Origin of the sequence: Paraburkholderia sp. CI2, from assembly GCF_014201055.1 — a bacterium.
GTDB classification, from domain to species: domain Bacteria; phylum Pseudomonadota; class Gammaproteobacteria; order Burkholderiales; family Burkholderiaceae; genus Paraburkholderia; species Paraburkholderia tuberum.
The window spans coordinates 263,812-284,749 of the sequence record NZ_JACHDL010000006.1 but is presented as its reverse complement, the minus strand read 5'-3'; the positions used below and the strand labels follow the sequence as shown (position 1 = coordinate 284,749).

Here is a 20,938-nt window from a genome sequence, read left to right as displayed (position 1 = left end):
GGAAGCAGGCGATGTTCGGCGAGAAGTTTCGGGATCGGCAAAAGCCGATGGTGCTCGTGCTGGGACTGGGTGAATCCGGTCTTGCGATGGCGCGCTGGTGCGCCAGGCACGGCTGTCGGCTGCGCGTGGCCGATACGCGCGAAGTGCCGCCGAATCTGTCCGCGCTCGAAGCGCATGGCGTCGATGCCGATTTCGTCGGCGGTCCGTTTTCGCCGGTGCTGCTCGAAGGCGTCGAGCTGGTCGCGATCAGCCCGGGATTGTCGCCGCTGGCCGCCGATCTGCTGCCGCTGATCACGGCGGCGCGCGAGCAGGGCATCCCGGTGTGGGGCGAACTCGAACTGTTCTCGCAGGCGCTGCGCACGCTCGGCGAGTCCGGCTACGCGCCGAAGGTGATCGCGATCACCGGCACGAACGGCAAGACCACGACGACGAGTCTCGCCGGCCTGCTGTGCGAACGCGCGGGCAAGAAGGTCGCGGTGGCGGGCAACATCAGCCCGTCGCTGCTCGACAAGCTCTCCGAAGCGATCGACCAGACCGCGCTGCCCGACGTGTGGGTGCTCGAACTGTCGAGCTTCCAGCTGGAGACCTCGCATACGTTTACGCCGGACGCGGCCGCCGTGCTCAACATCACGCAGGATCATCTGGACTGGCACGGCGGACTCGATGCGTACGCAGCCGCGAAGGGCCGCATCTTCGGTACACGGACGGTGCGCGTGCTGAACCGCGACGACGCACGCGTAATCGCGCTCGCGCCTGCCAGCGGCGACGCGGAGGTCGTCACGTTCGGCGTGACCGAGCCGAAGAACGACGGTGACTATGGCCTCCTGCGCGACAACGGCATGGTGTGGCTCGTCGAAGCGCAAGATCGCGACGCGAGCGACGAGTCCCCCAAGGGGACTTCCTTCGGGGCGCCGACGCCGAAGCGCCGTCGCAAGAACGAAGCAGCCGCAACGCCCGACATCGCGTTGAAGCGTCTGATGCCCGCCGATGCACTGCGCATCCGTGGCCTGCACAACGCCGCTAACGCGTTGGCCGCGTACGCGCTCGCACGCGCGATCGCCCTGCCCGGCGCGCCGCTTTTGCACGGCCTGCGCGAATATCGCGGCGAGCCGCATCGCGTGGAACTGATCGCGTCGATCGACGGCATCGACTATGTGGACGACAGCAAGGGCACCAACGTCGGCGCGACGGTCGCCGCGCTCGACGGTCTCGCGCAGCGCGCCGTGCTGATCGCCGGCGGCGACGGCAAGGGTCAGGAGTTCGAGCCGCTCGCCGCACCGGTGATGCGCTGGTGCCGCGCGGTGATGCTGATCGGCCGCGATGCGCCGCAGATTCGCGCGGCGCTCGAACATTGCGGCGTCGCGATGACCGATCACGCGACTCTTGAAGACGCGACGCGCGCGGCCACCGCGCTCGCGCAGCCCGGCGACGCGGTGCTGCTGTCGCCCGCGTGCGCGAGCTTCGACATGTTCAAGGGTTACGCACACCGCGCGGCGGTATTCCGCAGCACGGTCGAAGATATCGCGGCCGAACGGGGGACGATGATATGAGCTGGTCGGAACGTTTCGGCTCGCGCGAACCCTCCGGCGGCAACGGCGCCGCGGCGCGCACGTCCACCCGCACGGGCGGCAGCGGTCTCGCGAGCGCGGTCAACGGCGTGCGGCCGCTGCGCTCGCGCATGCTCGACTACGACCACTCGCTGCTGTGGGTCGTCGTCGCGCTGCTCGGGCTCGGCGTCGTGATGGTGTACTCGGCGTCGATCGCGATGCCCGATTCGCCGAAGTACGCGTCGTATCGCGATTGGGCGTTCCTCGTGCGCCAGATCATCTTTGTGCTGATGGGCGCGGCGGTCGGCGTCGCGTCGTTCCGCATTCCGATTTCGACGTGGGACAAGTACGCACCGAAGCTCTTCCTGATCTCGCTCGTCGCGCTCGTGATCGTGCTGATCCCGCACGTCGGCAAGGGCGTGAACGGCGCGCGCCGCTGGATTCCGCTCGGCATCACGAACATGCAGCCGTCGGAAATCATGAAGCTCGCGGTGACGATCTACGCGGCGAACTACACGGTGCGCAAGCAGGAATACATGCACAGCTTCGCCAAGGGCTTTCTGCCGATGGCCGTCGCGGTCGGTCTCGTCGGCATGCTGCTGCTGCTCGAGCCGGACATGGGCGCGTTCATGGTGATCGCGGCGATCGCGATGGGCGTGCTGTTCCTCGGCGGTGTGAACGGCAAGCTGTTCGGCGGCCTCGTCGCGACCGCGGTGGGCACGTTCACGTTGCTGGTGTGGGCGTCGCCGTGGCGTCGTGAGCGGATCTTCGCCTACCTCGATCCGTGGGACGATCGCTACGCGCAGGGCAAGGCGTATCAGCTGACGCACTCGCTGATCGCGTTCGGGCGCGGCGAGTGGTTCGGCGTCGGGCTCGGCGGCAGCGTCGAGAAGCTCAACTATCTGCCGGAAGCGCATACCGACTTCATTCTCGCGGTGATCGGCGAGGAGCTGGGTTTCGTCGGCGTGCTCGTCGTGATCCTGATGTTCTACTGGATCGTGCGCCGTTCGTTCGAGATCGGCCGCCAGGCGCTCGCGCTCGATCGCACGTTCGCGGGTCTGGTCGCGAAGGGCGTCGGCATATGGTTCGGCGCGCAGACCTTCATCAACATGGGCGTGAACCTCGGCCTACTGCCGACCAAGGGCCTGACGTTGCCGCTCGTCAGTTACGGCGGCTCGGGCATTTTGTTGAACTGCGTGGCGATCGCGGTGCTGATGCGGGTCGACTATGAGAACCGGGTGTTGATGCGCGGGGGCAAGGTATGACGGCTCTGCCACAACGCACGCTGATGGTGATGGCCGGCGGCACCGGGGGACATGTGTTCCCGGGGCTCGCGGTCGCCCATCTGATGCAGGCGTGGGGCTGGAAAGTCGTGTGGCTCGGCAACCCCGCGGGCATGGAAGCGACGCTGGTACCGAAGCACGGCATTCCAATGGAATACCTGCGCTTCGGCGGCGTGCGCGGCAAAGGTCTGAAGACCAAGCTGATGCTGCCGGTGAATCTGCTGCGCGCGTGCACGCAGAGTTTGAGCGTGCTGCGTCGCGTGAAGCCCGACGTGGTGCTCGGCATGGGCGGCTACATCACGTTTCCGGCCGGTCTGATGACCGCGCTGAGCGGGCGGCCGCTCGTGCTGCACGAACAGAATTCGATCGCGGGTCTCGCGAACAAGGTGCTCGCGAAGCTCGCGAAGCGCGTGCTGGTCGCATTTCCGAATGCGCTGCCGCACAGCGAATGGACCGGTAATCCGATTCGCGAGGAACTTGCGCGGGCGAATCCACCCAAAGCACGCTACGCGCAGCGTAATGGTCCGCTGAACATGCTCGTCGTGGGCGGCAGTCTCGGCGCCGCGGCGTTGAACGAAGTCGTGCCGCGCGCGCTCGCGCTGCTTGGCTCCAACGAGAGACCGCGCATCGTGCATCAGGCGGGCGCGAAGCATATCGACGCTCTGCGCGAGAACTACGCGGCGGCTGGTTTGCAGGCTGGTGCGGATGTCTCGCTCGTGCCGTTCATCGACGACATGACGAGCGCCTACGAAGCAGCCGATCTGGTGATCTGCCGCTCGGGCGCGATGACCGTGTCGGAGATCTCGGCGGTCGGCGTCGCGGCGCTGTTCGTGCCGTTCCCGTACGCGGTCGACGATCACCAGACCACTAATGCAGCGTTCCTCGCCGACAACGGCGCGGCGCTGGTCGTGCAACAACGCGATCTGTCGGCGGAAAAGCTCGCCGACTGGTTGCGCAGCCAGACGCGGGAAAGTCTCGCGGAAATGGCGGAGCGTTCGCGCTCGCTCGCGAAACCGGATGCCACCGAACAGGTCGCGCAGATCTGCGCGACGGTGGCGGCTGCGGGTTCGATGGCGGGCGTGAGCCCAGAAGGAAAGCAATGAAACACATCGTCAAACACATTCATTTCGTCGGCATCGGCGGCGTGGGCATGAGCGGCATCGCCGAAGTGCTCGTCAATCTCGGCTATCAGGTGAGCGGCTCGGACCTGTCGGGCAACGCGGTCACCGAGCGCCTCGCCGGGCTCGGCGCGCGCATTTCGATCGGGCACGCGGCGGAGAACATCGAAGGCGCGAACGCGGTGGTGGTGTCGACCGCGGTGCGCAGCGACAACCCGGAAGTGCTGGCCGCGCGTCATCGCCGCATTCCGATCGTGCCGCGCGCGGTGATGCTCGCGGAGTTGATGCGTCTGAAGCAGGGCATCGCGATTGCCGGCACGCACGGCAAGACCACGACCACGTCGCTGGTCGCGAGCGTGCTCGCCGCGGGCGGGCTCGATCCGACCTTCGTGATCGGCGGCCGGCTGATCAGCGCGGGCGCGAATGCGCGCCTCGGCACCGGCGACTTCATCGTCGCCGAGGCGGACGAATCGGACGCGTCGTTCCTGAACCTGTTCCCGGTGATCGAGGTCATCACGAACATCGATGCCGATCATATGGACACCTATGGTCACGACTTCGCGCGTCTGAAGCAGGCCTTCATCGAATTCACGCACCGTTTGCCGTTCTACGGCATCGCGGTGCTGTGCGTCGACGATCCGAACGTGAAGGAGATCCTGCCGTTCGTGTCGAAGCCGATCATCCGCTACGGTTTCGCGGCCGATGCGCAGGTGCGCGCGGTCAACGTCGAAGCTCGCGAAGGCCGCATGCATTTCACCGTGATGCGCGAAGACGCGGCGCCGCTCGACGTCACGTTGAACCTGCCGGGCGAGCACAACGTGCAGAACGCGTTGGCCGCAATTGCAATTGCGACTGAACTTGAAGTGAAAGATGCCGATATCCAGCGAGCGCTCGCGGATTTCAACGGCGTCGGCCGACGCTTCCAACGCTATGGCGAAGTGCCGGTTCTCAGCGACGGCCAGGCCGCGGGCTCCTACACGCTGGTGGACGACTACGGTCACCACCCGGTCGAAATGGCCGCCACGTTGGCGGCGGCGCGCGGCGCATTTCCGGGCCGGCGTCTGGTGCTGGCGTTCCAGCCGCACCGCTTCACGCGCACGCGTGATTGCTTCGAGGATTTCGTGAAAGTGCTGTCGACCGTCGACGCGCTCGTGCTGACCGAAGTCTATGCGGCCGGCGAAGCGCCGATCGTCGCCGCCGACGGCCGCGCATTGGCGCGCGCGCTGCGCGTCGCGGGCAAGGTCGAGCCGGTGTTTGTCGATACGGTGGATGAAGTGCCGGACGCGCTGTCCACGGTGGTGCGCGACGGCGACGTGGTGATTACGATGGGCGCGGGTTCGATCGGCGGTGTGCCGGTTCGACTCGCTCAGGAACAGAAGGTGTGAGATGAGCAGTATCGACCCTAAACAATTCGGCAAGGTGGCAGTGCTGCTCGGCGGTAATTCCGCCGAGCGCGAGGTGTCGCTCAATTCCGGGCGCCTGGTGTTGCAAGGCCTGCGTGACGCGGGCGTCGACGCGCATCCGTTCGATCCGGCCGAGCGTCCGCTGTCCGCGTTGAAGGATGAAGGCTTCGTGCGCGCGTTCAACGCGCTGCATGGCGGCTACGGCGAGAACGGCCAGATCCAGGGCGCGCTGGATTTCTATGGCATCCGTTACACCGGTAGCGGCGTGCTCGGCTCGGCGCTCGGTCTCGACAAGTTCCGCACCAAGCTCGTGTGGCAGCAGCTCGGCATTCCGACTCCGCCGTTCGAAGCGGTGCTGCGCGGTGACGACTACGAAGCGCGCGCCAAGGAGATCGTCGCGAAGCTCGGTCTGCCGCTGTTCGTGAAGCCGGCGAGCGAAGGTTCGAGTGTCGCCGTGATCAAGGTGAAGAGCGCGGACGCGCTGCCGGCCGCGTTGATCGAAGCCGTGAAGCACGACCGTATCGTCGTGGTCGAGAAGAGCATCGAAGGCGGCGGCGAGTACACCGCGTGCATCGCCGGCAATCTGGACCTGCCGGTGATCCGCATCGTGCCGGCCGGCGAGTTCTACGACTACCACGCGAAGTACGTCGCCAACGACACGCAGTATCTGATTCCGTGCGGTCTCGGCGCCGAAGAGGAAGCGCGCCTGAAGGTGCTCGCGCGCCGCGCGTTCGATGTGCTCGGCTGCACCGACTGGGGCCGCGCGGACTTCATGCTCGACGGCGAAGGCAAGCCGTACTTCCTCGAAGTGAACACGGCGCCCGGCATGACCGATCACTCGCTGCCGCCGAAAGCGGCGCGCGCGGTCGGCATCAGCTATCAGGAACTGGTGGTCGGCGTGTTGGCGCTGACGCTGCAGGATTAACCAAGGCAACCGCAAGCGACACCATGTGGAACAACGTTCGCCAGCTCAATCTCACCACCAACGCGTTGCACGCGTTGCTGGTGCTCGTGCTGCTGGCGGCGGGCGCTTACTGGCTGATCCAGCGCCCGAATTTCGCGCTGCGCGAGATCCGGATCGACGGCGATACCGAGCACATCAATTCGCCGACGGTACGCGCCGGCGTGGTGGGGCGACTGAAGGGCAACTACTTCACGGTCGATCTCGACGCCGCACGGCAGGCGTTCGAGCAGATGCCGTGGGTGCGTCACGCGAGCGTACGGCGCGTGTGGCCGAATGCACTGGCTGTCACGCTCGAGGAGTACAAGCCGCTTGGGACGTGGGGCAGCGATCAGCTGGTGAGCGTCGACGGCGAACTGTTCACCGCGAACCAGGGCGAGCTCGACGGAGACCTGCCGGCGTTCGACGGCCCGGACGGTACGGCGAAGGAAGTCGTCGCGCGTTATCACGACTTCCAGAAGTGGTTCGCGGCGATCCACGAGACGCCCGAGGAAGTGACGCTGTCGCCGCGCTACGCGTGGACGGTGAAGCTGTCGAACGGCACGCAGGTGGAGTTGGGCCGCGAACGCAATCAGGACACGCTGGCCGATCGCAGCAAGCGCCTGACCGCGGCATGGAGCGCGGTGACGCAACGTTGGGGAAAGGATATCGAGAATGCGGACTTGCGCTATCCGAACGGTTTCGCGATTCGTGCCACTGGCATGCGCTTCATCAGCGAACCCGACAAGGGCAAGAAGTAAACGGACATCACACGCACTGAGCACGCTATGAGTAAAGACTATAAAGATCTGCTGGTCGCCCTCGACATCGGAACGTCGAAGGTAGTGGCCATCGTCGCCGAGTTGAAGGGCGAGGGTCACTACGAGGTGATCGGTCTCGGCCAGAGCGAATCGAAGGGGCTCAAGAAGGGCGTGGTGGTGAATATCGAAGCCACCGTGCAGTCGATTCAGCGCGCGCTCGAGGAAGCCGAGCTGATGGCCGACTGCAAGATCACGAACGTGTTCACCGGGATCGCCGGCAGCCATATCCGCAGCTTCAATTCGAGCGGCATGGTCGCGATCAAGGAGAAGGAAGTCACGCAGGCCGATGTCGCGCGCGTAATCGAAACCGCGAAGGCGATCAACATTCCGACCGACCAGCAGGTGCTGCATATCCTCACGCAGGAATTCATCATCGACGGTCAGGAAGACGTGCGCGAGCCGATCGGCATGAGCGGCATCCGCCTCGAAGTGAAGGTGCATATCGTGACCGGTGCCGTGAGCGCGGCACAGAACATCGTCAAGTGCGTGCGTCGCTGCGGCCTCGAAGTGAACGACCTGATTCTGCAGCCGCTCGCGTCGTCGCTTGCGGTGCTGACGGAAGACGAAAAGGAACTGGGCGTGGTGCTGGTCGATATCGGCGGCGGCACGACGGACATCGCGATCTTCAGCGAAGGCGCGATTCGCCACACGGCCGTGATTCCGATCGCCGGCGACCAGATCACGAGCGACATCGCGATGGCGCTGCGAACGCCGACGCCGGATGCCGAGGACATCAAGGTTGACTACGGCATCGCCAAGCAGGCGCTCGCCGATCCGGACGAGATGATCGAAGTGCCGGGTCTCGGCGAGCGCGGGCCGCGCACGCTGTCGCGCCAGGCATTGGCGGCCGTGATCGAGCCGCGCGTCGAAGAACTGTTTTCGCTCGTGCAGCAAGTGGTGCGCGAGTCGGGTTACGAGGAACTGCTGAGCTCGGGCGTCGTGCTGACGGGCGGCGCGTCGATGATGATCGGCATGGTCGAGCTCGGTGAGGACATTTTCCTGAAACCGGTGCGCATCGGCGTGCCGGAGTATGCGGGCGGTCTCGCCGACGTCGTGCGCAATCCGCGCTATTCGACGGCGATGGGTCTGCTCGTCGAAGGACGCTCGCAGCGTATGCGCGGGCGCAAGGTTGCGGTGCAGTCGGGGTCGATGGGACAGGTGTTCTCGCGCATGAAGGACTGGTTCCTCGGCAACTTCTGACTACGGGTTTCGAGAAATTCGCGCTGGTGCCGGCGGCCGGCGCGTGACAGGGGGTTGCCCGATCTCCTGCCGGATAACGCCGAGTGGCGGTAACTTTTTATCTTGACGGAGGCAACATGGAATTCCAGATGCTGGAAACCGAAACGAGCGGCACGATCATCAAGGTCGTCGGAGTCGGTGGCGCTGGCGGCAATGCCGTTCAGCACATGATCAACAAAGGCGTGCAAGGCGTCGACTTCATCGTGATGAACACGGACGCGCAGGCGCTGTCGCGTTCGCGTGCCACCGCGGTGATCCAGCTCGGCAACACGGGTCTGGGCGCGGGCGCCAAGCCGGAAATGGGCCGCGCCGCCGCTGAAGAAGCACGCGAGCGTATCGCCGACGCACTGCGCGGCGCGCACATGGTGTTCATCACCGCCGGCATGGGTGGCGGTACCGGCACGGGCGCGGCACCGGTCGTCGCGCAGATCGCGAAGGAAATGGGTATTTTGACCGTTGGCGTCGTCAGCAAGCCGTTCGAATTCGAAGGCGGCAAGCGTATGCGCGTGGCGGAAGCCGGTTCGCAGCAACTGGAGGATCACGTCGACTCGCTGATCGTCGTGCTGAACGACAAGCTGTTCGAGGTGATGGGCGACGACGCCGAGATGGACAAGTGCTTCCAGTGCGCTGACGACGTTCTGAACAACGCGGTCGCAGGCATTGCGGAAATCATCAACGTCGACGGTCTCGTCAACGTCGACTTCGAAGACGTGAAGACCGTGATGGGCGAGCAGGGCAAGGCGATGATGGGCACGGCGACGGTTGCCGGCGTCGATCGCGCGCGTCTTGCGGCCGAACAGGCCGTCGCGAGCCCGCTGCTGGAAGGCGTCGATCTGTCGGGCGCGCGTGGCGTGCTGGTCAACATCACGTCGAGCCGCTCGCTGCGTCTGTCGGAAACGCGCGAAGTGATGAACACGATCAAGAGCTATGCCGCGGAAGATGCCACGGTGATCTTCGGCGCCGTGTACGACGACGCGATGGGCGACGCGCTGCGCGTGACGGTCGTTGCGACGGGCCTCGGCCGCGCGGCGAAGAAGCAGCAATCTGCACCGATGACGCTGCTGCGCACCGGCACCGACAACCAGCCGATCGGCGCGATGGCGCATGCGGCGTACGCACCGGCGGCAGGCCACGCCAGCACGGCCGACTACGGCGCGCTCGATACGCCGGCAGTGTGGCGCACCTCGCGCGACACGGCGGCCTCGCACGTGCAGGCGCTGCAGGAAAAGGGCGTCGATACGTACGACATTCCGGCATTCCTGCGCAAGCAGGCGGACTGAGCGCACGGGCAGGCTTCGTTGCCGCGTTGCGAGTAAGGTCGCAGATGCAGCGCTGGCGGACGAATGCACGAGCGTGGCGGGTGAACGGCAAGCAGGTCGCTTATCGTCTGATTCGCGGCAGGGGCAACTGCCCTCTGCGGATTCGCGAAGCGGACGAAGTGGCTGCCGCCGAACGGCGTTGGCTTATAGCTGAATGGGCCGAACCGAAATTCACTGCGACACGAGGACGTGCGAGCGTGCTTCGCATCGATGCAAAGGACTGAGCATGATCAAGGAAGGTGAAAAGCTGCCCGACGCGACGCTCTTCGAGTACGTCGAAGACGACCGGGCGGGCTGCACGATCGGACCGAACAGTTTCGACGTGCACGAGCAGACGGCGGGCAAGCGCGTGGTGATCTTCGGATTGCCCGGCGCGTTCACGCCGACCTGTTCGGCCAAACATGTACCGGGCTATGTCGAGCATGCCGAGCAGTTGCGCGCTGCCGGCATCGACGAAATCTGGTGCGTGTCCGTCAACGACGCGTTCGTCATGGGCGCGTGGGGACGCGATCAGCACACCTCGGGCAAGGTGCGCATGATGGCGGACGGTAGTGCGGCTTTCACACGGGCGCTTGGTCTGGAGCAGGATCTGTCGGCGCGCGGCATGGGGATCCGTTCCCTGCGCTACGCGATGGTGATCGACGACGGCGTGGTCAAGACGCTGAACGTTGAGGCTTCCGGCAAATTCGAAGTCAGCGATGCAGCGAGTATTCTCGCCACGTTGAGCTAGTTGCTGACGTCGCACCTTCGTCGCGACCCTGCGCTTATGCCGCGTGGCGTTACGGCAACGGTGATTACGACGCTTTTGTGACAGGCCGTTACGCGGGCCGATGACCGGAAACGCCTCCGTTCCGGGGCATCGGCCCGTCACGCTTTCCCTCGCTGAGCTCAGTGGGTAATGCAGCGAAACAGATTGTCACGTTCCCCGCAAAGACGCTGGTCTGGGGATTGGAGTATAATTCGTGCTATGGAATAAAAAATCCTGATTAGGATTTTCAATCGAACAGAATGCCACCATGTTGAAGCAGCGCACAATTAAATCGATCGTCAAGACTGTCGGCATCGGGCTGCACTCCGGCCGTAAAGTCAATCTGACGCTCCGCCCGGCGGCGCCGGGCACTGGCATCGTGTTTTCGCGCGTGGATTTGCCCACGCCGGTGGACATTCCCGCGTCCGCGCTGGCGATTGGCGATACGCGTCTGGCTTCCGTGTTGCAGAAAGACGGCGCGCGCGTGTCGACCATCGAGCATCTGATGTCCGCCTGCGCCGGTCTTGGCATCGACAATCTTTACGTCGACGTCACCGCCGAGGAAATCCCGATCATGGACGGCAGCGCGGGTTCGTTCGTGTTCCTGATCCAGTCGGCGGGTATCGAAGAGCAGAACGCGCCGAAGAAATTCATCAAGGTCACGAAGCCGGTCGAAATCCGTGACGGCGACAAGTTCGCGCGCCTCGATCCGTACTTCGGTTTCAAGCTCAAATTCACGATCGACTTCCGTCACCCGGCCGTGGACAAAACCGGTCAGGCGTTGGAAGTGGATTTCGCCAACACGTCGTACGTGCGCGAAATCGCGCGTGCCCGCACGTTCGGCTTCGCGCATGAAGTGGAAATGATGCGTGAGCTCGGCCTCGCGCGCGGCGGCAGCATGGACAACGCGATCGTGCTCGACGAGTACCGCATCCTGAACAACGACGGCTTGCGTTACGACGACGAATTCGTCAAGCACAAAATGCTCGACGCCATCGGCGACCTGTACGTGGTCGGCCACCCGCTGCTCGCGTCGTACACCGCGTACAAGTCGGGCCACGGTCTGAACAACGCGTTGCTGCGTGAGCTGCTCGCGCACGAGGACTCGTACGAAATCGTCACTTTCGACGACACGCAGAAGGCCCCGCGCGGCTTCGCGTACGAGACGCAGACTGCGTTCGCATAAAGCCAGCGTAACAGGCAAGCAAATGAAAAACGGCCCCTCGGGGCTGTTTTTTTTTCGCCGAGCGTTCAGCGATTGCGCCGATGCCGCGCGGCCATGCGCGCGAGCGCCTCCTGCAACGGCGAAGGCTCAAGCGATTCGCTCAAGGCCTGCAGCGCGGCGGCGCCGGCCGGCGTCATGCGCGCCTGTTTTACGGGCGGCGGTTCTTTCAGCGGCTGCGGCCGCACGCGAATCTTCAGCGCCTGCACGGGCCAGCCGCGCTGCTGCAAATCCGCCAGCAGCCGCGGCTCCAGATGCCGCAGACGCGCCGCGAGCGCGTTGTGCGCGGCGAACAGGGCCAGCACGCCCTCCTTGATGAAGCCAGGCTCGACGCTCGTCGCCAGATAATCGGGCAGCAGCTCGCGCAGATCCTTCTCGAGCGCGGCGATCTGCTCGACGCCTGCGCGCAGCGCAGCGAACGCGTCCGTGCGGCCGAGTACCTCGGCAAGCGGTTGCGGACGGCGCCGATCGAACTGCTTCGGCGGCCTTGAAAAGGACGAAAAACGGCTCATGTTTGGGATTGACGACGTGAGCTCGCCCCATGCGCGCTCACGCCGCGATTGTACCGCGCGGGCAGCTTGCGAAGTCGGTCCGCGCCGCGCCGGAGGTTGCCGGGCGGGGCTGGCGGAGGCCGGCGCCGTCACGCCTGCGACACGAGCGCGGCCGGAGGCGCGTGCTAAAATGCCCGATTCGAATTCACTCTTGGACTAAGCCGCCGAGGACTTTCCGACCCAGGCGCGGTATGCGCATAGTGCATACCGCGAGCCAGCCGAAGCCGCGACGCAGACACCGATCCGATGACCACCGGTTTTCTACAGAAGATTTTTGGCAGCCGTAATCAGCGGCTAGTCAAGCAATATCAAAGGACCGTCGCGGCGATCAATGCGCTCGAGCCGCAGATCGAGCAATTGACGGATGACCAACTGCGCGCGAAAACGGGTGAATTCCGCCAGCGCGTCGCGAGCGGCGAATCGCTCGACAAGATCCTGCCGGAAGCGTTCGCGGTCTGCCGCGAGGCCAGCAAGCGGGTGCTGAAGATGCGCCACTTCGACGTGCAGCTGATCGGCGGTATGGCGCTGCACTACGGCAAGATCAGCGAAATGCGCACCGGCGAGGGCAAGACGCTCGTCGCGACGCTGCCGGTCTACCTGAACGCGCTGTCGGGCCGCGGCGTCCACGTGGTCACGGTCAACGACTACCTCGCGCAGCGCGACGCCGAATGGATGGCGCGTCTCTACAACTTCCTCGGTCTGTCGGTCGGTATCAACCTGTCGCAAATGGAGCACACGGCGAAGCAGCAAGCCTACGCCGCCGACATCACCTACGGCACCAACAACGAATTCGGCTTCGACTACCTGCGCGACAACATGGTCTACGAGACCGACGCGCGCGTGCAGCGTAGCCTGAACTTCGCGGTCGTCGACGAGGTGGACTCGATCCTGATCGACGAAGCGCGTACGCCGCTGATCATCTCCGGCCAGGCCGAAGATCACACCGAACTCTACGTGCGCATGAACGCGCTGCCGCCGCTGCTCGAGCGCCAGATCGGCGAAGAGAAGGCGGACGGCACCGGCGTCGAGAAGCCGGGCGACTACACGCTGGACGAAAAAGGCCGTCAGGTCTTCCTGACCGAGTCGGGCCACGAAAAGGCCGAGCGCCTGCTCTCCGAGTGGGGCCTGATCGGCGACGGCGAAAGCCTGTACGCGCCGCAGAACATCACGCTGATGCACCACGTGTACGCGGCGTTGCGCGCGCACACGCTGTTCTTCAAGGATCAGCACTACGTCGTGCAGAACGGCGAAGTGATCATCGTCGACGAATTTACCGGCCGTCTGATGGCCGGCCGCCGTTGGTCTGACGGTCTGCACCAGGCGGTCGAGGCGAAGGAACACGTGAAGATCCAGAGCGAGAACCAGACGCTCGCATCGATCACGTTCCAGAACTACTTCCGCATGTACGCGAAGCTGGCCGGCATGACCGGCACGGCCGACACCGAAGCGTACGAATTCAACGAGATCTACGGTCTCGAAACGGTCGTGATCCCGACCAACCGTCCGCCGAAGCGGATCGACAAGCAAGATCAGATCTACAAGACCGCGAAGGAACGCTACGACGCGGTGATCCGCGACATTCGCGAGTGCTTCGAACGAGGTCAGCCGGTGCTGGTTGGCACGACGTCGATCGAGAACTCGGAGCTGCTGTCGCATCTGCTGAAGCAGGTCAGCTTGCCGCACGAAGTGCTGAACGCGAAGCAGCACGCGCGCGAAGCGGAGATCGTCGCCGAAGCGGGCCGTCCGCAGCGCATCACGATCGCGACCAACATGGCCGGCCGTGGTACGGACATCGTGCTCGGCGGCAACGCGGAGAAGCAGGCGTCGTTCATCGAGCAGGACGAAACGCTCGCCGCCGACGAAAAGCAGCGCCGCATCCAGAAGCTGCACGACGAATGGCAGACGCTGCACGATCAGGTGAAAGCCGCGGGTGGTCTGCACATCATCGGCACCGAGCGTCACGAGTCGCGCCGGATCGACAACCAGCTGCGCGGCCGTGCGGGTCGTCAGGGCGACCCGGGTTCGTCGCGCTTCTATCTGTCGCTGGAAGATCCGCTGCTGCGCATTTTCGCGGGCGACCGCGTGCGCGCGATCATGGACCGCCTGAAGATGCCGGAAGGCGAGGCGATCGAAGCGGGCATCGTGTCGCGCTCGATTGAATCGGCGCAACGCAAGGTCGAGGCGCGCAACTTCGATATTCGTAAGCAATTGCTCGAATACGACGACGTATCGAACGACCAGCGCAAGGTGATCTACCAGCAGCGCAACGAACTGCTCGAAGCGAACGACATCACCGAGACCATCAGCGCGATGCGTCACGGCGTGGTCGGCGACATCGTGCATCAGTTCGTGCCGGTGGGCAGCATCGAAGAGCAGTGGGACGTGCCCGAACTCGAGGAAGTGCTGCGCAACGAATGGCAGCTCGACCTCGCGATTCAGGAAATGATCAACGAGTCGAACTCGATCAGCGCGGAAGAGATTCTCGAAGCGGTCGAGGCCGCCGCGGACGAAGGGTACGAGGCGAAGGTCCAGCTGGTCGGCCGCGAATCGTTCAGCGCGTTCGAGCGCTCGATCATGCTGCAGACGCTCGACCGCGCGTGGCGCGAGCATCTGGCCGCGCTCGATCATCTGCGTCAGGGCATCCATCTGCGCGGCTATGCGCAGAAGAACCCGAAGCAGGAATACAAGCGCGAGGCGTTCGAACTGTTCGCCGCGATGCTCGACGCCGTGAAGCTCGAAGTCACGCGCATCGTGATGAACGTGCAGATCCAGTCGCCGGAGCAGCTCGAAGCGGCCGCGGAGCAGATGGAAGAGCAGGGCGGTCATCTGGAGAACGTCGAGTTCCGTCATGCCGAGTTCGCGGAAGCCGGCGCCGCCGCGCCGGTCGCGGCCGAAGCGGCCACCGCCGCGATGATCGGCGACGCGATGAGCCACGGCCACGGCGCAGCGCCGCAGGCGGCCGTGCACATGAATGCCGACAACGTGCCGAAGGTCGGCCGCAACGACCCGTGCCCGTGCGGCAGCGGCAAGAAGTACAAGCAGTGCCACGGCAAGATCGCCTGATGGCGATGCGGCGCGCTTCCGGGCGCGCCGTGTCGTTTTTAAGCGCCGTTTGGCCGTTTTGATTTCGCGGGTGACCCGGCAACACACCCGGGTCATCAGTTCCGTTTCCCCGATGCCGGCGTCCGCCGGCATTTTCTTCGACAGGTCGCGACCATGGCTGTCAACTTTCCCTCGATCGATCCCGCTCAACTCCACCCCGTCGCCGGCGTCACGCTAGGCTGGGCGGAAGCGAATATCCGCAAACCGAACCGCAAGGACGTGCTCGTCATTTCCGTCGACGAAGGCGCGACGGTAGGCGGCGTGTTCACGCAGAACCGCTTCTGCGCGGCGCCCGTCACGGTCTGCCGCGAGAACCTGCAGCGCGTGCGCGCGGGCGGCAAGCCGATTCGCGCGCTGGTGATCAACACCGGCAACGCGAACGCGGGCACCGGTGAGCCGGGCCTCGCGGCGACGCGCGAAACCTGCGCGGAACTCGCGCGTCTCGCCGACATCGTGCCCGAGCAGGTGCTGCCGTTCTCGACGGGCGTGATTCTCGAACCGCTGCCGGTCGATCGTCTGAAGGCGGGCTTGCCGGCCGCGCTCGCGAACCGCAAGGAAGCGAACTGGTACGACGCGGCGCAGTCGATCATGACGACCGACACGCTGCCGAAGGCGAGCTCGCGCCAGGTCACGATCGGCGGTCATACCGTCACGCTGACCGGCATTAGCAAGGGCGCCGGCATGATCAAGCCGAACATGGCGACCATGCTCGGCTTCCTCGCGTTCGACGCAGCCGTCGCGCAGCCGGTCCTCGACGAGCTCGTGAAGCACGTCGCGGATCGCTCGTTCAACTGCATCACGATCGATGGCGATACGTCGACCAACGATTCGTTCATCCTGATCGCGTCGGGCAAATCGAGCCTGCCCGCGATCACGTCCACCGATTCGCCCGCTTATGCAGCGCTGCGCGACGCGGTGACCGAGGTCGCGCAGAACCTCGCGCAACTGATCGTGCGCGACGGCGAGGGCGCGACCAAATTCATGACCGTGCATGTCGAAGGCGGCTCGAGCGTCGGCGAATGCCGCCAGATCGCCTACGCGATCGGCCACTCGCCGCTCGTCAAGACGGCCTTCTATGCATCGGACCCGAACCTCGGCCGTATTCTTGCGGCCATCGGCTATGCCGGCGTTGACGATCTCGACGTCGGCAAGATCGATCTGTATCTGGACGACGTGCTGGTCGCGACTGCCGGCGGCCGCAACCCGGCCTACCGCGAAGAAGACGGCCAGCGCGTGATGAAAAAAAGCGAGATCGGCATTCGCGTCGTGCTCGGCCGCGGTAATGCGCAAGCCACGATCTGGACCTGCGATCTGTCGCACGACTACGTGAGCATCAACGCCGACTACCGCTCGTAATCAGCTTCAAAGCGCGGCCACGGGCCGCCTACTCACCATGGACAAACTCGAACAGTTTCTGAACCGGGCCGAAGCCGTGCTCGGCCGCCTGGAAGCGATGCTTCCGCCCGCCGCGCCGGAGATCGACTGGTCGGCCGCGGTCGCTTTCCGCTGGCGCAAGCGCCAGGGTCGCGGCTACTTGCAGCCGGTGCATGCCATTTCGCCGATCACGCTCGACGACCTGCAGAACATCGATCGTCAGAAGGGGTTGATCGAACAGAACACGCGCCAGTTCGTGCGCGGTCAGCCGGCCAACAACGTGCTGCTGACGGGCGCGCGCGGTACCGGCAAGTCGTCGCTGATCAAGGCGTGCCTGAACGCGTATGCGAAAGACGGCCTGCGCCTGATCGAAGTGGACAAGGACGATCTGCACGACCTCGGCGACATCGTCGATCTGATCGCGAAGCGGCCGGAGCGCTTCGTCGTGTTCTGCGACGACCTGTCGTTCGAAGAAGGCGAGTCGGGCTACAAGGCGCTGAAGGTCGCGCTCGACGGCTCGGTGGCCGCGCAGTCCGACAACGTACTGATCTATGCGACGTCGAACCGCCGCCATCTGCTGCCCGAGTACATGAGCGACAACGAGACGTACAAGCACACTTCGGACGGCGAGATTCATCCGGGTGAACTGGTCGAAGAGAAGATTTCGCTGTCCGAGCGTTTCGGGCTGTGGGTCAGCTTCTATCCGTTCAAGCAGGACGACTACCTGACGATCATCGCGCACTGGCTGCGCCATTTCGGTTGCGACGACGCCGAGATCGAATCGGCGCGCGGCGATGCGCTCGTGTGGGCGCTCGAACGTGGCTCGCGCTCGGGACGGGTCGCATGGCAGTTCGCGCGCGACTGGTCCGGCCGTAAGACGCCGGCATGAGCGCCGCTAACAAAAGCGCCGGCAATAGCGTCGGCGCCAACGGCGCTGGCCGTCCGGTCACCGAAGTCGCGGTCGGCGTGCTGGTGCAGCCGGATGGGCGGTATCTGCTCGCGCAGCGTCCGACGGGCAAGCCGTACGAGGGCTACTGGGAGTTTCCGGGCGGCAAGCTCGAAGCGGGCGAATCGGTCGAGGCCGCGCTCGCGCGCGAGCTGCACGAGGAGCTGGGAATCGAGGTCGAGGCGAGCCATCTGTGGCATACGCTCGAACACGATTATCCGCACGCCTATGTGCGCCTCTTCTTCTGCAAGGTGACGCACTGGTCGGGCGAGCCGCACGGGCGTGAAGGCCAGGCCTTCGTCTGGCAGAGCTTGCCTGCGGATGTCTCGCCGTTGCTGCCGGCCACGATCCCGGTGCTGGAGTGGCTCGCGGCTGAGAAGAAGTGATTGATTGAAGGCAAGGACTGAAAAAGCCACGCGGTAGCGGGCGCTGTATCGGCAGCGCCGGTTCGCGTGGCTTTTTTACTGACTCGCTCAGTGCGGGTTGTAGTCGCCGCGCGGCGTTTCCTCTTCGGACGAAGATCCTTCCTGTTCGTTGCCGCCAATCCTGTATTTTTCGGCGGCCCATGCGCCCAGATCGATCTGTTTGCAGCGCTCGGAGCAGAACGGACGGAAGCGGCTCTCGGAGGTCCAGCGGACATCTTTACCGCAGGTAGGACATTTGACGACGGTAGGCATACGGTCGGACGGTCAATCGCAAACGGAACAAGTAACGAATATAGGGCTATTTCGCGCCGGTTCAAAGGCGCGTTCGGTCAAATCCGGTGTGCGCTGCTCAATGCGGCGGTGATTGACAGGCGATTACAGGCTGCAGAGCGTGAGTTGGAACGGCACGTCGACGTCGACCGCGCGCGGCCGCAGATCGCCGTCCTGCACCGTAAAGCGCACCCACAGCATGTACTTGTTGGCGCTCGCTTCGGGAATCACGCGCAATTCGGGAGCGACGCGAACCTGCATCAATTGATACGAGCGGCCCGACAGCATTTGCTGATAGCTGCCTTGCATCGCCATCACCTTCGACGCCTGGCCCGACTCACGCGCGAGCCGCAGCACGATGGTGGCCGCGTCGCGCAGCGGCAAAAGCGGTGTCACCCACTTGGCGATGTCCTGGCGACGCTGATCGGGATGCAACTGTTGCCACGCGTAATACGAGGGCAGGTCGAATTTGCAGGTACCACCGGGGATGATTGCGCGGCTGCGAATGCTCGCGAGCCACTCGTTGTCTGCAAGATGCTGGCCGGTCTTGCCTTGCATCTGCGTGAGCCCCGCAAGCGTCTGCTCGATTTCGCCGAGCACCGCTTCGAGCGCGTTCTGCTCGATGCCCGGATTGCCGCGAAATGGCGCGAGCGTTTGCCGCTGCCGCTCGAGCTCTTTCATCAGATCCGATTTCAGATCCGCGCGGCCCGCCACTTCGGAGATTTCGAACAGCGTTGTCAGTGCGACGTGATGTTCCCGCGCGTCTTCCTGAGTCAGAAAGAACGTGAAGCGCTCGAACAGATCTTCGAGCCGCAACAGCGTCCGGATTCGCTCATTGAAGGGGTACTCGTAAAGGATCAAGCGGGCTCGCCTCGGGCGTGGTCGGTGACAGGAATGCAAAACATTCTAATGCCGTGGGACTACCCAGGCAATCACGCACTTTTTCTGCGCGCTTTCGCAACTTTTTTGTGAGTTCCGGGTGTTATGAGCGCTTCGGCTCCCGCGTGCGCGCAAAGTTCAATGTGCCGGTGACGACGCGTCTGCGCGCGCTACAACTCGGCATCGCCCTTCGCCAGCGACAGATAGGCTTGATGGTGAGCGTCCACCTGCGCCTCGAGTTCTTCGAGCGGCGCATTGTCATTGACGATCACGTCGTCGGCGGCGGCGAGCCGCGCTTCGCGCGTGGCCTGGCGCGTAATGATTGCGAGCACCTGCTCACGGCTGAAGCCGTTGCGGCTCATCACACGCGCGATCTGCGTGTCGACGCTGCAATCGACGGTGAGCACGCGATTCACGCGGTTCTTCCAGGTCCCGGACTCGACCAGCAACGGCACCACGACGATCACATACGGTCCTTTCGCTTCGCGCTCTTCGCGCTCGGTTTCCGCGCGAATCAGCGGATGCGTGATGCCTTCGAGACGTTTGCGCGCGATCTCGTCGCTGAACACGAGCGTGCGCATGCGCGCGCGATCGAGGGAGCCGTCGGCGGCGACGAATTGCGCGCCGAATGCGGCGGCGATGTGCGGCATTGCGAGGCCATGCGGCGCGGTGATGCGATGCGCGATCACGTCCGTGTCGACGAGCGGCACGCCGCGCGCGGCGAACAGATCGGCCACCGTCGATTTGCCGCTGCCGATGCCGCCAGTGAGTCCCACAACGAACATGGTTCAGCCCCCCAGAGCCAGATAAAGCGGCGTGCCGGCAAACAGCGTCAACACACCGCCCGCCGCGAGAAACGGCCCGAACGGCAGCGGCTCCTCGAAGCGCATTCGGCCGCGCCACGTCGCCGCGAGGCCGATCACGGCACCGGCCACCGCGGCGACCAGCACGATCTGCGGCAGCGCGGGCCAGCCGAGCCACGCACCGAGCGCGGCGAGCAGCTTGAAGTCGCCATAGCCCATGCCTTCGATACCACGCACGAGCTTGAACGCCCAATGCACGGCCCACAACGCCAGATATCCGAAGATAGCGCCGAGCACCGCATCATGCAGATTCGTGAACATGCCGTTGAAATTGACGATCAGGCCGGCCCACAACAGCGGCAGCGTCAAGGAGTCGGGCAGCAAATGCGTGTCGACGTCGATCGCGCTCATCGCGAGCAACGTCGCGCACAGGCCGAACGCGGCGAGTGCCATCAGCGTCGGGCCGAACGCTATCAGTGCGCCTGCCGCGAAAGCGGCGCTCGCGATTTCGAGCAGCGGATAGCGTGCGCTGATATGCGTGCCGCACGCGGAACAACGGCCGCGTAACAGCAGGTAGCTCAGCACCGGCAAGTTTTCCCACGCGCTCAGCACATGGCCGCAATGCGGGCACGCGCTGCGCGGCACCCACAGGTTGTAGCGCGCGGGCAGTCCGTGGTCGGGCGGCGGCACGTCGGTGGTCTCGCTGATTTCGGCGCGCCATGCACGCTCGAGCATGATCGGCAATCGATGCACGACCACGTTCAGGAAGCTGCCAATCACGAGGCCAAGCACGATCGCGAATGCGATCTGCACGCCGGCGGGCAGGCTCGCGAGCGCGAGGCCGATGTCGCTGGCAAAGCGGCCCGGCAGTAAGCCCGCGAGCAGGCTGGAGGAAGTTGGTGACACGAGCGGAAGAGGAGCCTGCATGGTGACGAAGTGGATTCGGCT

The 20,938-nt window shown here is 64.6% G+C and carries 19 protein-coding genes; 14 read left to right on the top strand and 5 right to left on the bottom strand.

Features of this window, described 5'->3' with window-relative positions; translation table 11 throughout:
- The first annotated feature begins 11 nt into the window (after positions 1 to 11).
- The 10 genes from murD to lpxC all read left to right on the top strand — a co-directional run bounded on the left by murD (position 12) and on the right by lpxC (position 11,604).
- Entirely contained in the window at positions 12 to 1,550 is a 1,539-nt protein-coding gene (gene murD, locus HDG32_RS11885; protein WP_184066912.1) for a UDP-N-acetylmuramoyl-L-alanine--D-glutamate ligase, read from the top strand.
- Positions 1,547 to 2,812 (top strand): putative lipid II flippase FtsW, encoded by a 1,266-nt coding sequence (gene ftsW / locus HDG32_RS11880; protein WP_184066909.1) that lies wholly within the window; start codon positions 1,547 to 1,549, stop codon positions 2,810 to 2,812. The genes murD and ftsW overlap by 4 nt, the downstream gene beginning before the upstream one ends.
- Entirely contained in the window at positions 2,809 to 3,933 is a 1,125-nt protein-coding gene (murG, locus tag HDG32_RS11875) for an undecaprenyldiphospho-muramoylpentapeptide beta-N-acetylglucosaminyltransferase (protein ID WP_184022864.1), read from the top strand. Before ftsW ends, murG begins: the two co-directional genes overlap by 4 nt.
- The gene (gene murC, locus HDG32_RS11870; RefSeq protein WP_184066906.1) at positions 3,930 to 5,333 is read left to right on the top strand and encodes a UDP-N-acetylmuramate--L-alanine ligase; all 1,404 of its coding nucleotides are present in this window, start codon (positions 3,930 to 3,932) and stop codon (positions 5,331 to 5,333) included. Before murG ends, murC begins: the two co-directional genes overlap by 4 nt.
- Position 5,334: 1 nt before the next feature.
- Entirely contained in the window at positions 5,335 to 6,276 is a 942-nt protein-coding gene (locus tag HDG32_RS11865; RefSeq protein ID WP_090801962.1) for a D-alanine--D-alanine ligase, read from the top strand.
- A gap of 23 nt (positions 6,277 to 6,299) precedes the next feature.
- Positions 6,300 to 7,052 carry a cell division protein FtsQ/DivIB gene (locus HDG32_RS11860; RefSeq protein ID WP_184066903.1) on the top strand — a complete coding sequence of 251 codons (753 nt, stop codon included), beginning with the start codon at positions 6,300 to 6,302 and terminating at the stop codon, positions 7,050 to 7,052.
- 27 nt (positions 7,053 to 7,079) lie between these two features.
- A complete protein-coding gene (ftsA, locus tag HDG32_RS11855; protein ID WP_008921172.1) occupies positions 7,080 to 8,312 on the top strand; it encodes a cell division protein FtsA in 1,233 nt (410 codons plus the stop codon).
- Positions 8,313 to 8,428: 116 nt separating this feature from the next.
- Positions 8,429 to 9,631 carry a cell division protein FtsZ gene (gene ftsZ / locus HDG32_RS11850; RefSeq protein WP_184006597.1) on the top strand — a complete coding sequence of 401 codons (1,203 nt, stop codon included), beginning with the start codon at positions 8,429 to 8,431 and terminating at the stop codon, positions 9,629 to 9,631.
- Positions 9,632 to 9,896: 265 nt separating this feature from the next.
- Positions 9,897 to 10,400 carry a peroxiredoxin gene (locus tag HDG32_RS11845; protein WP_184051040.1) on the top strand — a complete coding sequence of 168 codons (504 nt, stop codon included), beginning with the start codon at positions 9,897 to 9,899 and terminating at the stop codon, positions 10,398 to 10,400.
- Between the two features lie 286 nt (positions 10,401 to 10,686).
- Entirely contained in the window at positions 10,687 to 11,604 is a 918-nt protein-coding gene (gene lpxC / locus HDG32_RS11840) for a UDP-3-O-acyl-N-acetylglucosamine deacetylase (RefSeq protein ID WP_090801955.1), read from the top strand.
- A 65-nt stretch (positions 11,605 to 11,669) separates the two neighbouring features.
- Here lpxC and HDG32_RS11835 read toward each other — a convergent pair whose 3' ends face one another.
- Positions 11,670 to 12,152: a DciA family protein gene (locus tag HDG32_RS11835; RefSeq protein WP_090801953.1), complete on the bottom strand. Its 483-nt coding sequence runs from the start codon at positions 12,150 to 12,152 to the stop codon at positions 11,670 to 11,672.
- A gap of 285 nt (positions 12,153 to 12,437) precedes the next feature.
- Between HDG32_RS11835 and secA the strand changes: the two genes are divergently transcribed.
- From secA to HDG32_RS11815, 4 genes are all read left to right on the top strand, one after another.
- Positions 12,438 to 15,254: a preprotein translocase subunit SecA gene (gene secA, locus HDG32_RS11830; protein ID WP_184066900.1), complete on the top strand. Its 2,817-nt coding sequence runs from the start codon at positions 12,438 to 12,440 to the stop codon at positions 15,252 to 15,254.
- A gap of 153 nt (positions 15,255 to 15,407) precedes the next feature.
- Positions 15,408 to 16,649 carry a bifunctional glutamate N-acetyltransferase/amino-acid acetyltransferase ArgJ gene (argJ, locus tag HDG32_RS11825; RefSeq protein ID WP_184022870.1) on the top strand — a complete coding sequence of 414 codons (1,242 nt, stop codon included), beginning with the start codon at positions 15,408 to 15,410 and terminating at the stop codon, positions 16,647 to 16,649.
- Positions 16,650 to 16,686: 37 nt separating this feature from the next.
- A complete protein-coding gene (locus tag HDG32_RS11820) occupies positions 16,687 to 17,556 on the top strand; it encodes an ATP-binding protein (protein ID WP_184058562.1) in 870 nt (289 codons plus the stop codon).
- A complete protein-coding gene (locus HDG32_RS11815; RefSeq protein ID WP_184066897.1) occupies positions 17,553 to 17,999 on the top strand; it encodes an NUDIX domain-containing protein in 447 nt (148 codons plus the stop codon). Before HDG32_RS11820 ends, HDG32_RS11815 begins: the two co-directional genes overlap by 4 nt.
- An 87-nt stretch (positions 18,000 to 18,086) precedes the next feature.
- On the opposite strand, the gene yacG is transcribed toward HDG32_RS11815, so the two are convergent.
- The 4 genes from yacG to HDG32_RS11795 form a co-directional block, all read right to left on the bottom strand.
- Positions 18,087 to 18,290, bottom strand: a complete 204-nt coding sequence (gene yacG / locus HDG32_RS11810) for a DNA gyrase inhibitor YacG (RefSeq protein WP_090801947.1) — start codon at positions 18,288 to 18,290, stop codon at positions 18,087 to 18,089.
- 123 nt (positions 18,291 to 18,413) lie between these two features.
- On the bottom strand, positions 18,414 to 19,169 hold the full coding sequence (gene zapD / locus HDG32_RS11805) for a cell division protein ZapD (protein ID WP_008921182.1): 756 nt from the start codon (positions 19,167 to 19,169) through the stop codon (positions 18,414 to 18,416).
- A gap of 188 nt (positions 19,170 to 19,357) precedes the next feature.
- On the bottom strand, positions 19,358 to 19,972 hold the full coding sequence (gene coaE / locus HDG32_RS11800) for a dephospho-CoA kinase (protein WP_184066894.1): 615 nt from the start codon (positions 19,970 to 19,972) through the stop codon (positions 19,358 to 19,360).
- 3 nt (positions 19,973 to 19,975) lie between these two features.
- Complete coding sequence (locus HDG32_RS11795; protein ID WP_184066891.1) at positions 19,976 to 20,917, bottom strand: A24 family peptidase; 942 nt, start codon at positions 20,915 to 20,917, stop codon at positions 19,976 to 19,978.
- Between the last annotated feature and the right edge of the window lie 21 nt (positions 20,918 to 20,938).

What these genes read in the sequence shown, in the direction of transcription:
- murD (WP_184066912.1), top strand. Translation starts at nt 12, where the DNA reads ATGTTCGGCGAGAAGTTTCGGGATCGGCAAAAGCCGATGGTGCTCGTG.
- ftsW (WP_184066909.1), top strand. Translation starts at nt 1,547, where the DNA reads ATGAGCTGGTCGGAACGTTTCGGCTCGCGCGAACCCTCCGGCGGCAAC.
- murG (WP_184022864.1), top strand. Translation starts at nt 2,809, where the DNA reads ATGACGGCTCTGCCACAACGCACGCTGATGGTGATGGCCGGCGGCACC.
- murC (WP_184066906.1), top strand. Translation starts at nt 3,930, where the DNA reads ATGAAACACATCGTCAAACACATTCATTTCGTCGGCATCGGCGGCGTG.
- HDG32_RS11865 (WP_090801962.1), top strand. Translation starts at nt 5,335, where the DNA reads ATGAGCAGTATCGACCCTAAACAATTCGGCAAGGTGGCAGTGCTGCTC.
- HDG32_RS11860 (WP_184066903.1), top strand. Translation starts at nt 6,300, where the DNA reads ATGTGGAACAACGTTCGCCAGCTCAATCTCACCACCAACGCGTTGCAC.
- ftsA (WP_008921172.1), top strand. Translation starts at nt 7,080, where the DNA reads ATGAGTAAAGACTATAAAGATCTGCTGGTCGCCCTCGACATCGGAACG.
- ftsZ (WP_184006597.1), top strand. Translation starts at nt 8,429, where the DNA reads ATGGAATTCCAGATGCTGGAAACCGAAACGAGCGGCACGATCATCAAG.
- HDG32_RS11845 (WP_184051040.1), top strand. Translation starts at nt 9,897, where the DNA reads ATGATCAAGGAAGGTGAAAAGCTGCCCGACGCGACGCTCTTCGAGTAC.
- lpxC (WP_090801955.1), top strand. Translation starts at nt 10,687, where the DNA reads ATGTTGAAGCAGCGCACAATTAAATCGATCGTCAAGACTGTCGGCATC.
- HDG32_RS11835 (WP_090801953.1), bottom strand. Translation starts at nt 12,152, where the DNA reads ATGAGCCGTTTTTCGTCCTTTTCAAGGCCGCCGAAGCAGTTCGATCGG.
- secA (WP_184066900.1), top strand. Translation starts at nt 12,438, where the DNA reads ATGACCACCGGTTTTCTACAGAAGATTTTTGGCAGCCGTAATCAGCGG.
- argJ (WP_184022870.1), top strand. Translation starts at nt 15,408, where the DNA reads ATGGCTGTCAACTTTCCCTCGATCGATCCCGCTCAACTCCACCCCGTC.
- HDG32_RS11820 (WP_184058562.1), top strand. Translation starts at nt 16,687, where the DNA reads ATGGACAAACTCGAACAGTTTCTGAACCGGGCCGAAGCCGTGCTCGGC.
- HDG32_RS11815 (WP_184066897.1), top strand. Translation starts at nt 17,553, where the DNA reads ATGAGCGCCGCTAACAAAAGCGCCGGCAATAGCGTCGGCGCCAACGGC.
- yacG (WP_090801947.1), bottom strand. Translation starts at nt 18,290, where the DNA reads ATGCCTACCGTCGTCAAATGTCCTACCTGCGGTAAAGATGTCCGCTGG.
- coaE (WP_184066894.1), bottom strand. Translation starts at nt 19,972, where the DNA reads ATGTTCGTTGTGGGACTCACTGGCGGCATCGGCAGCGGCAAATCGACG.
- HDG32_RS11795 (WP_184066891.1), bottom strand. Translation starts at nt 20,917, where the DNA reads ATGCAGGCTCCTCTTCCGCTCGTGTCACCAACTTCCTCCAGCCTGCTC.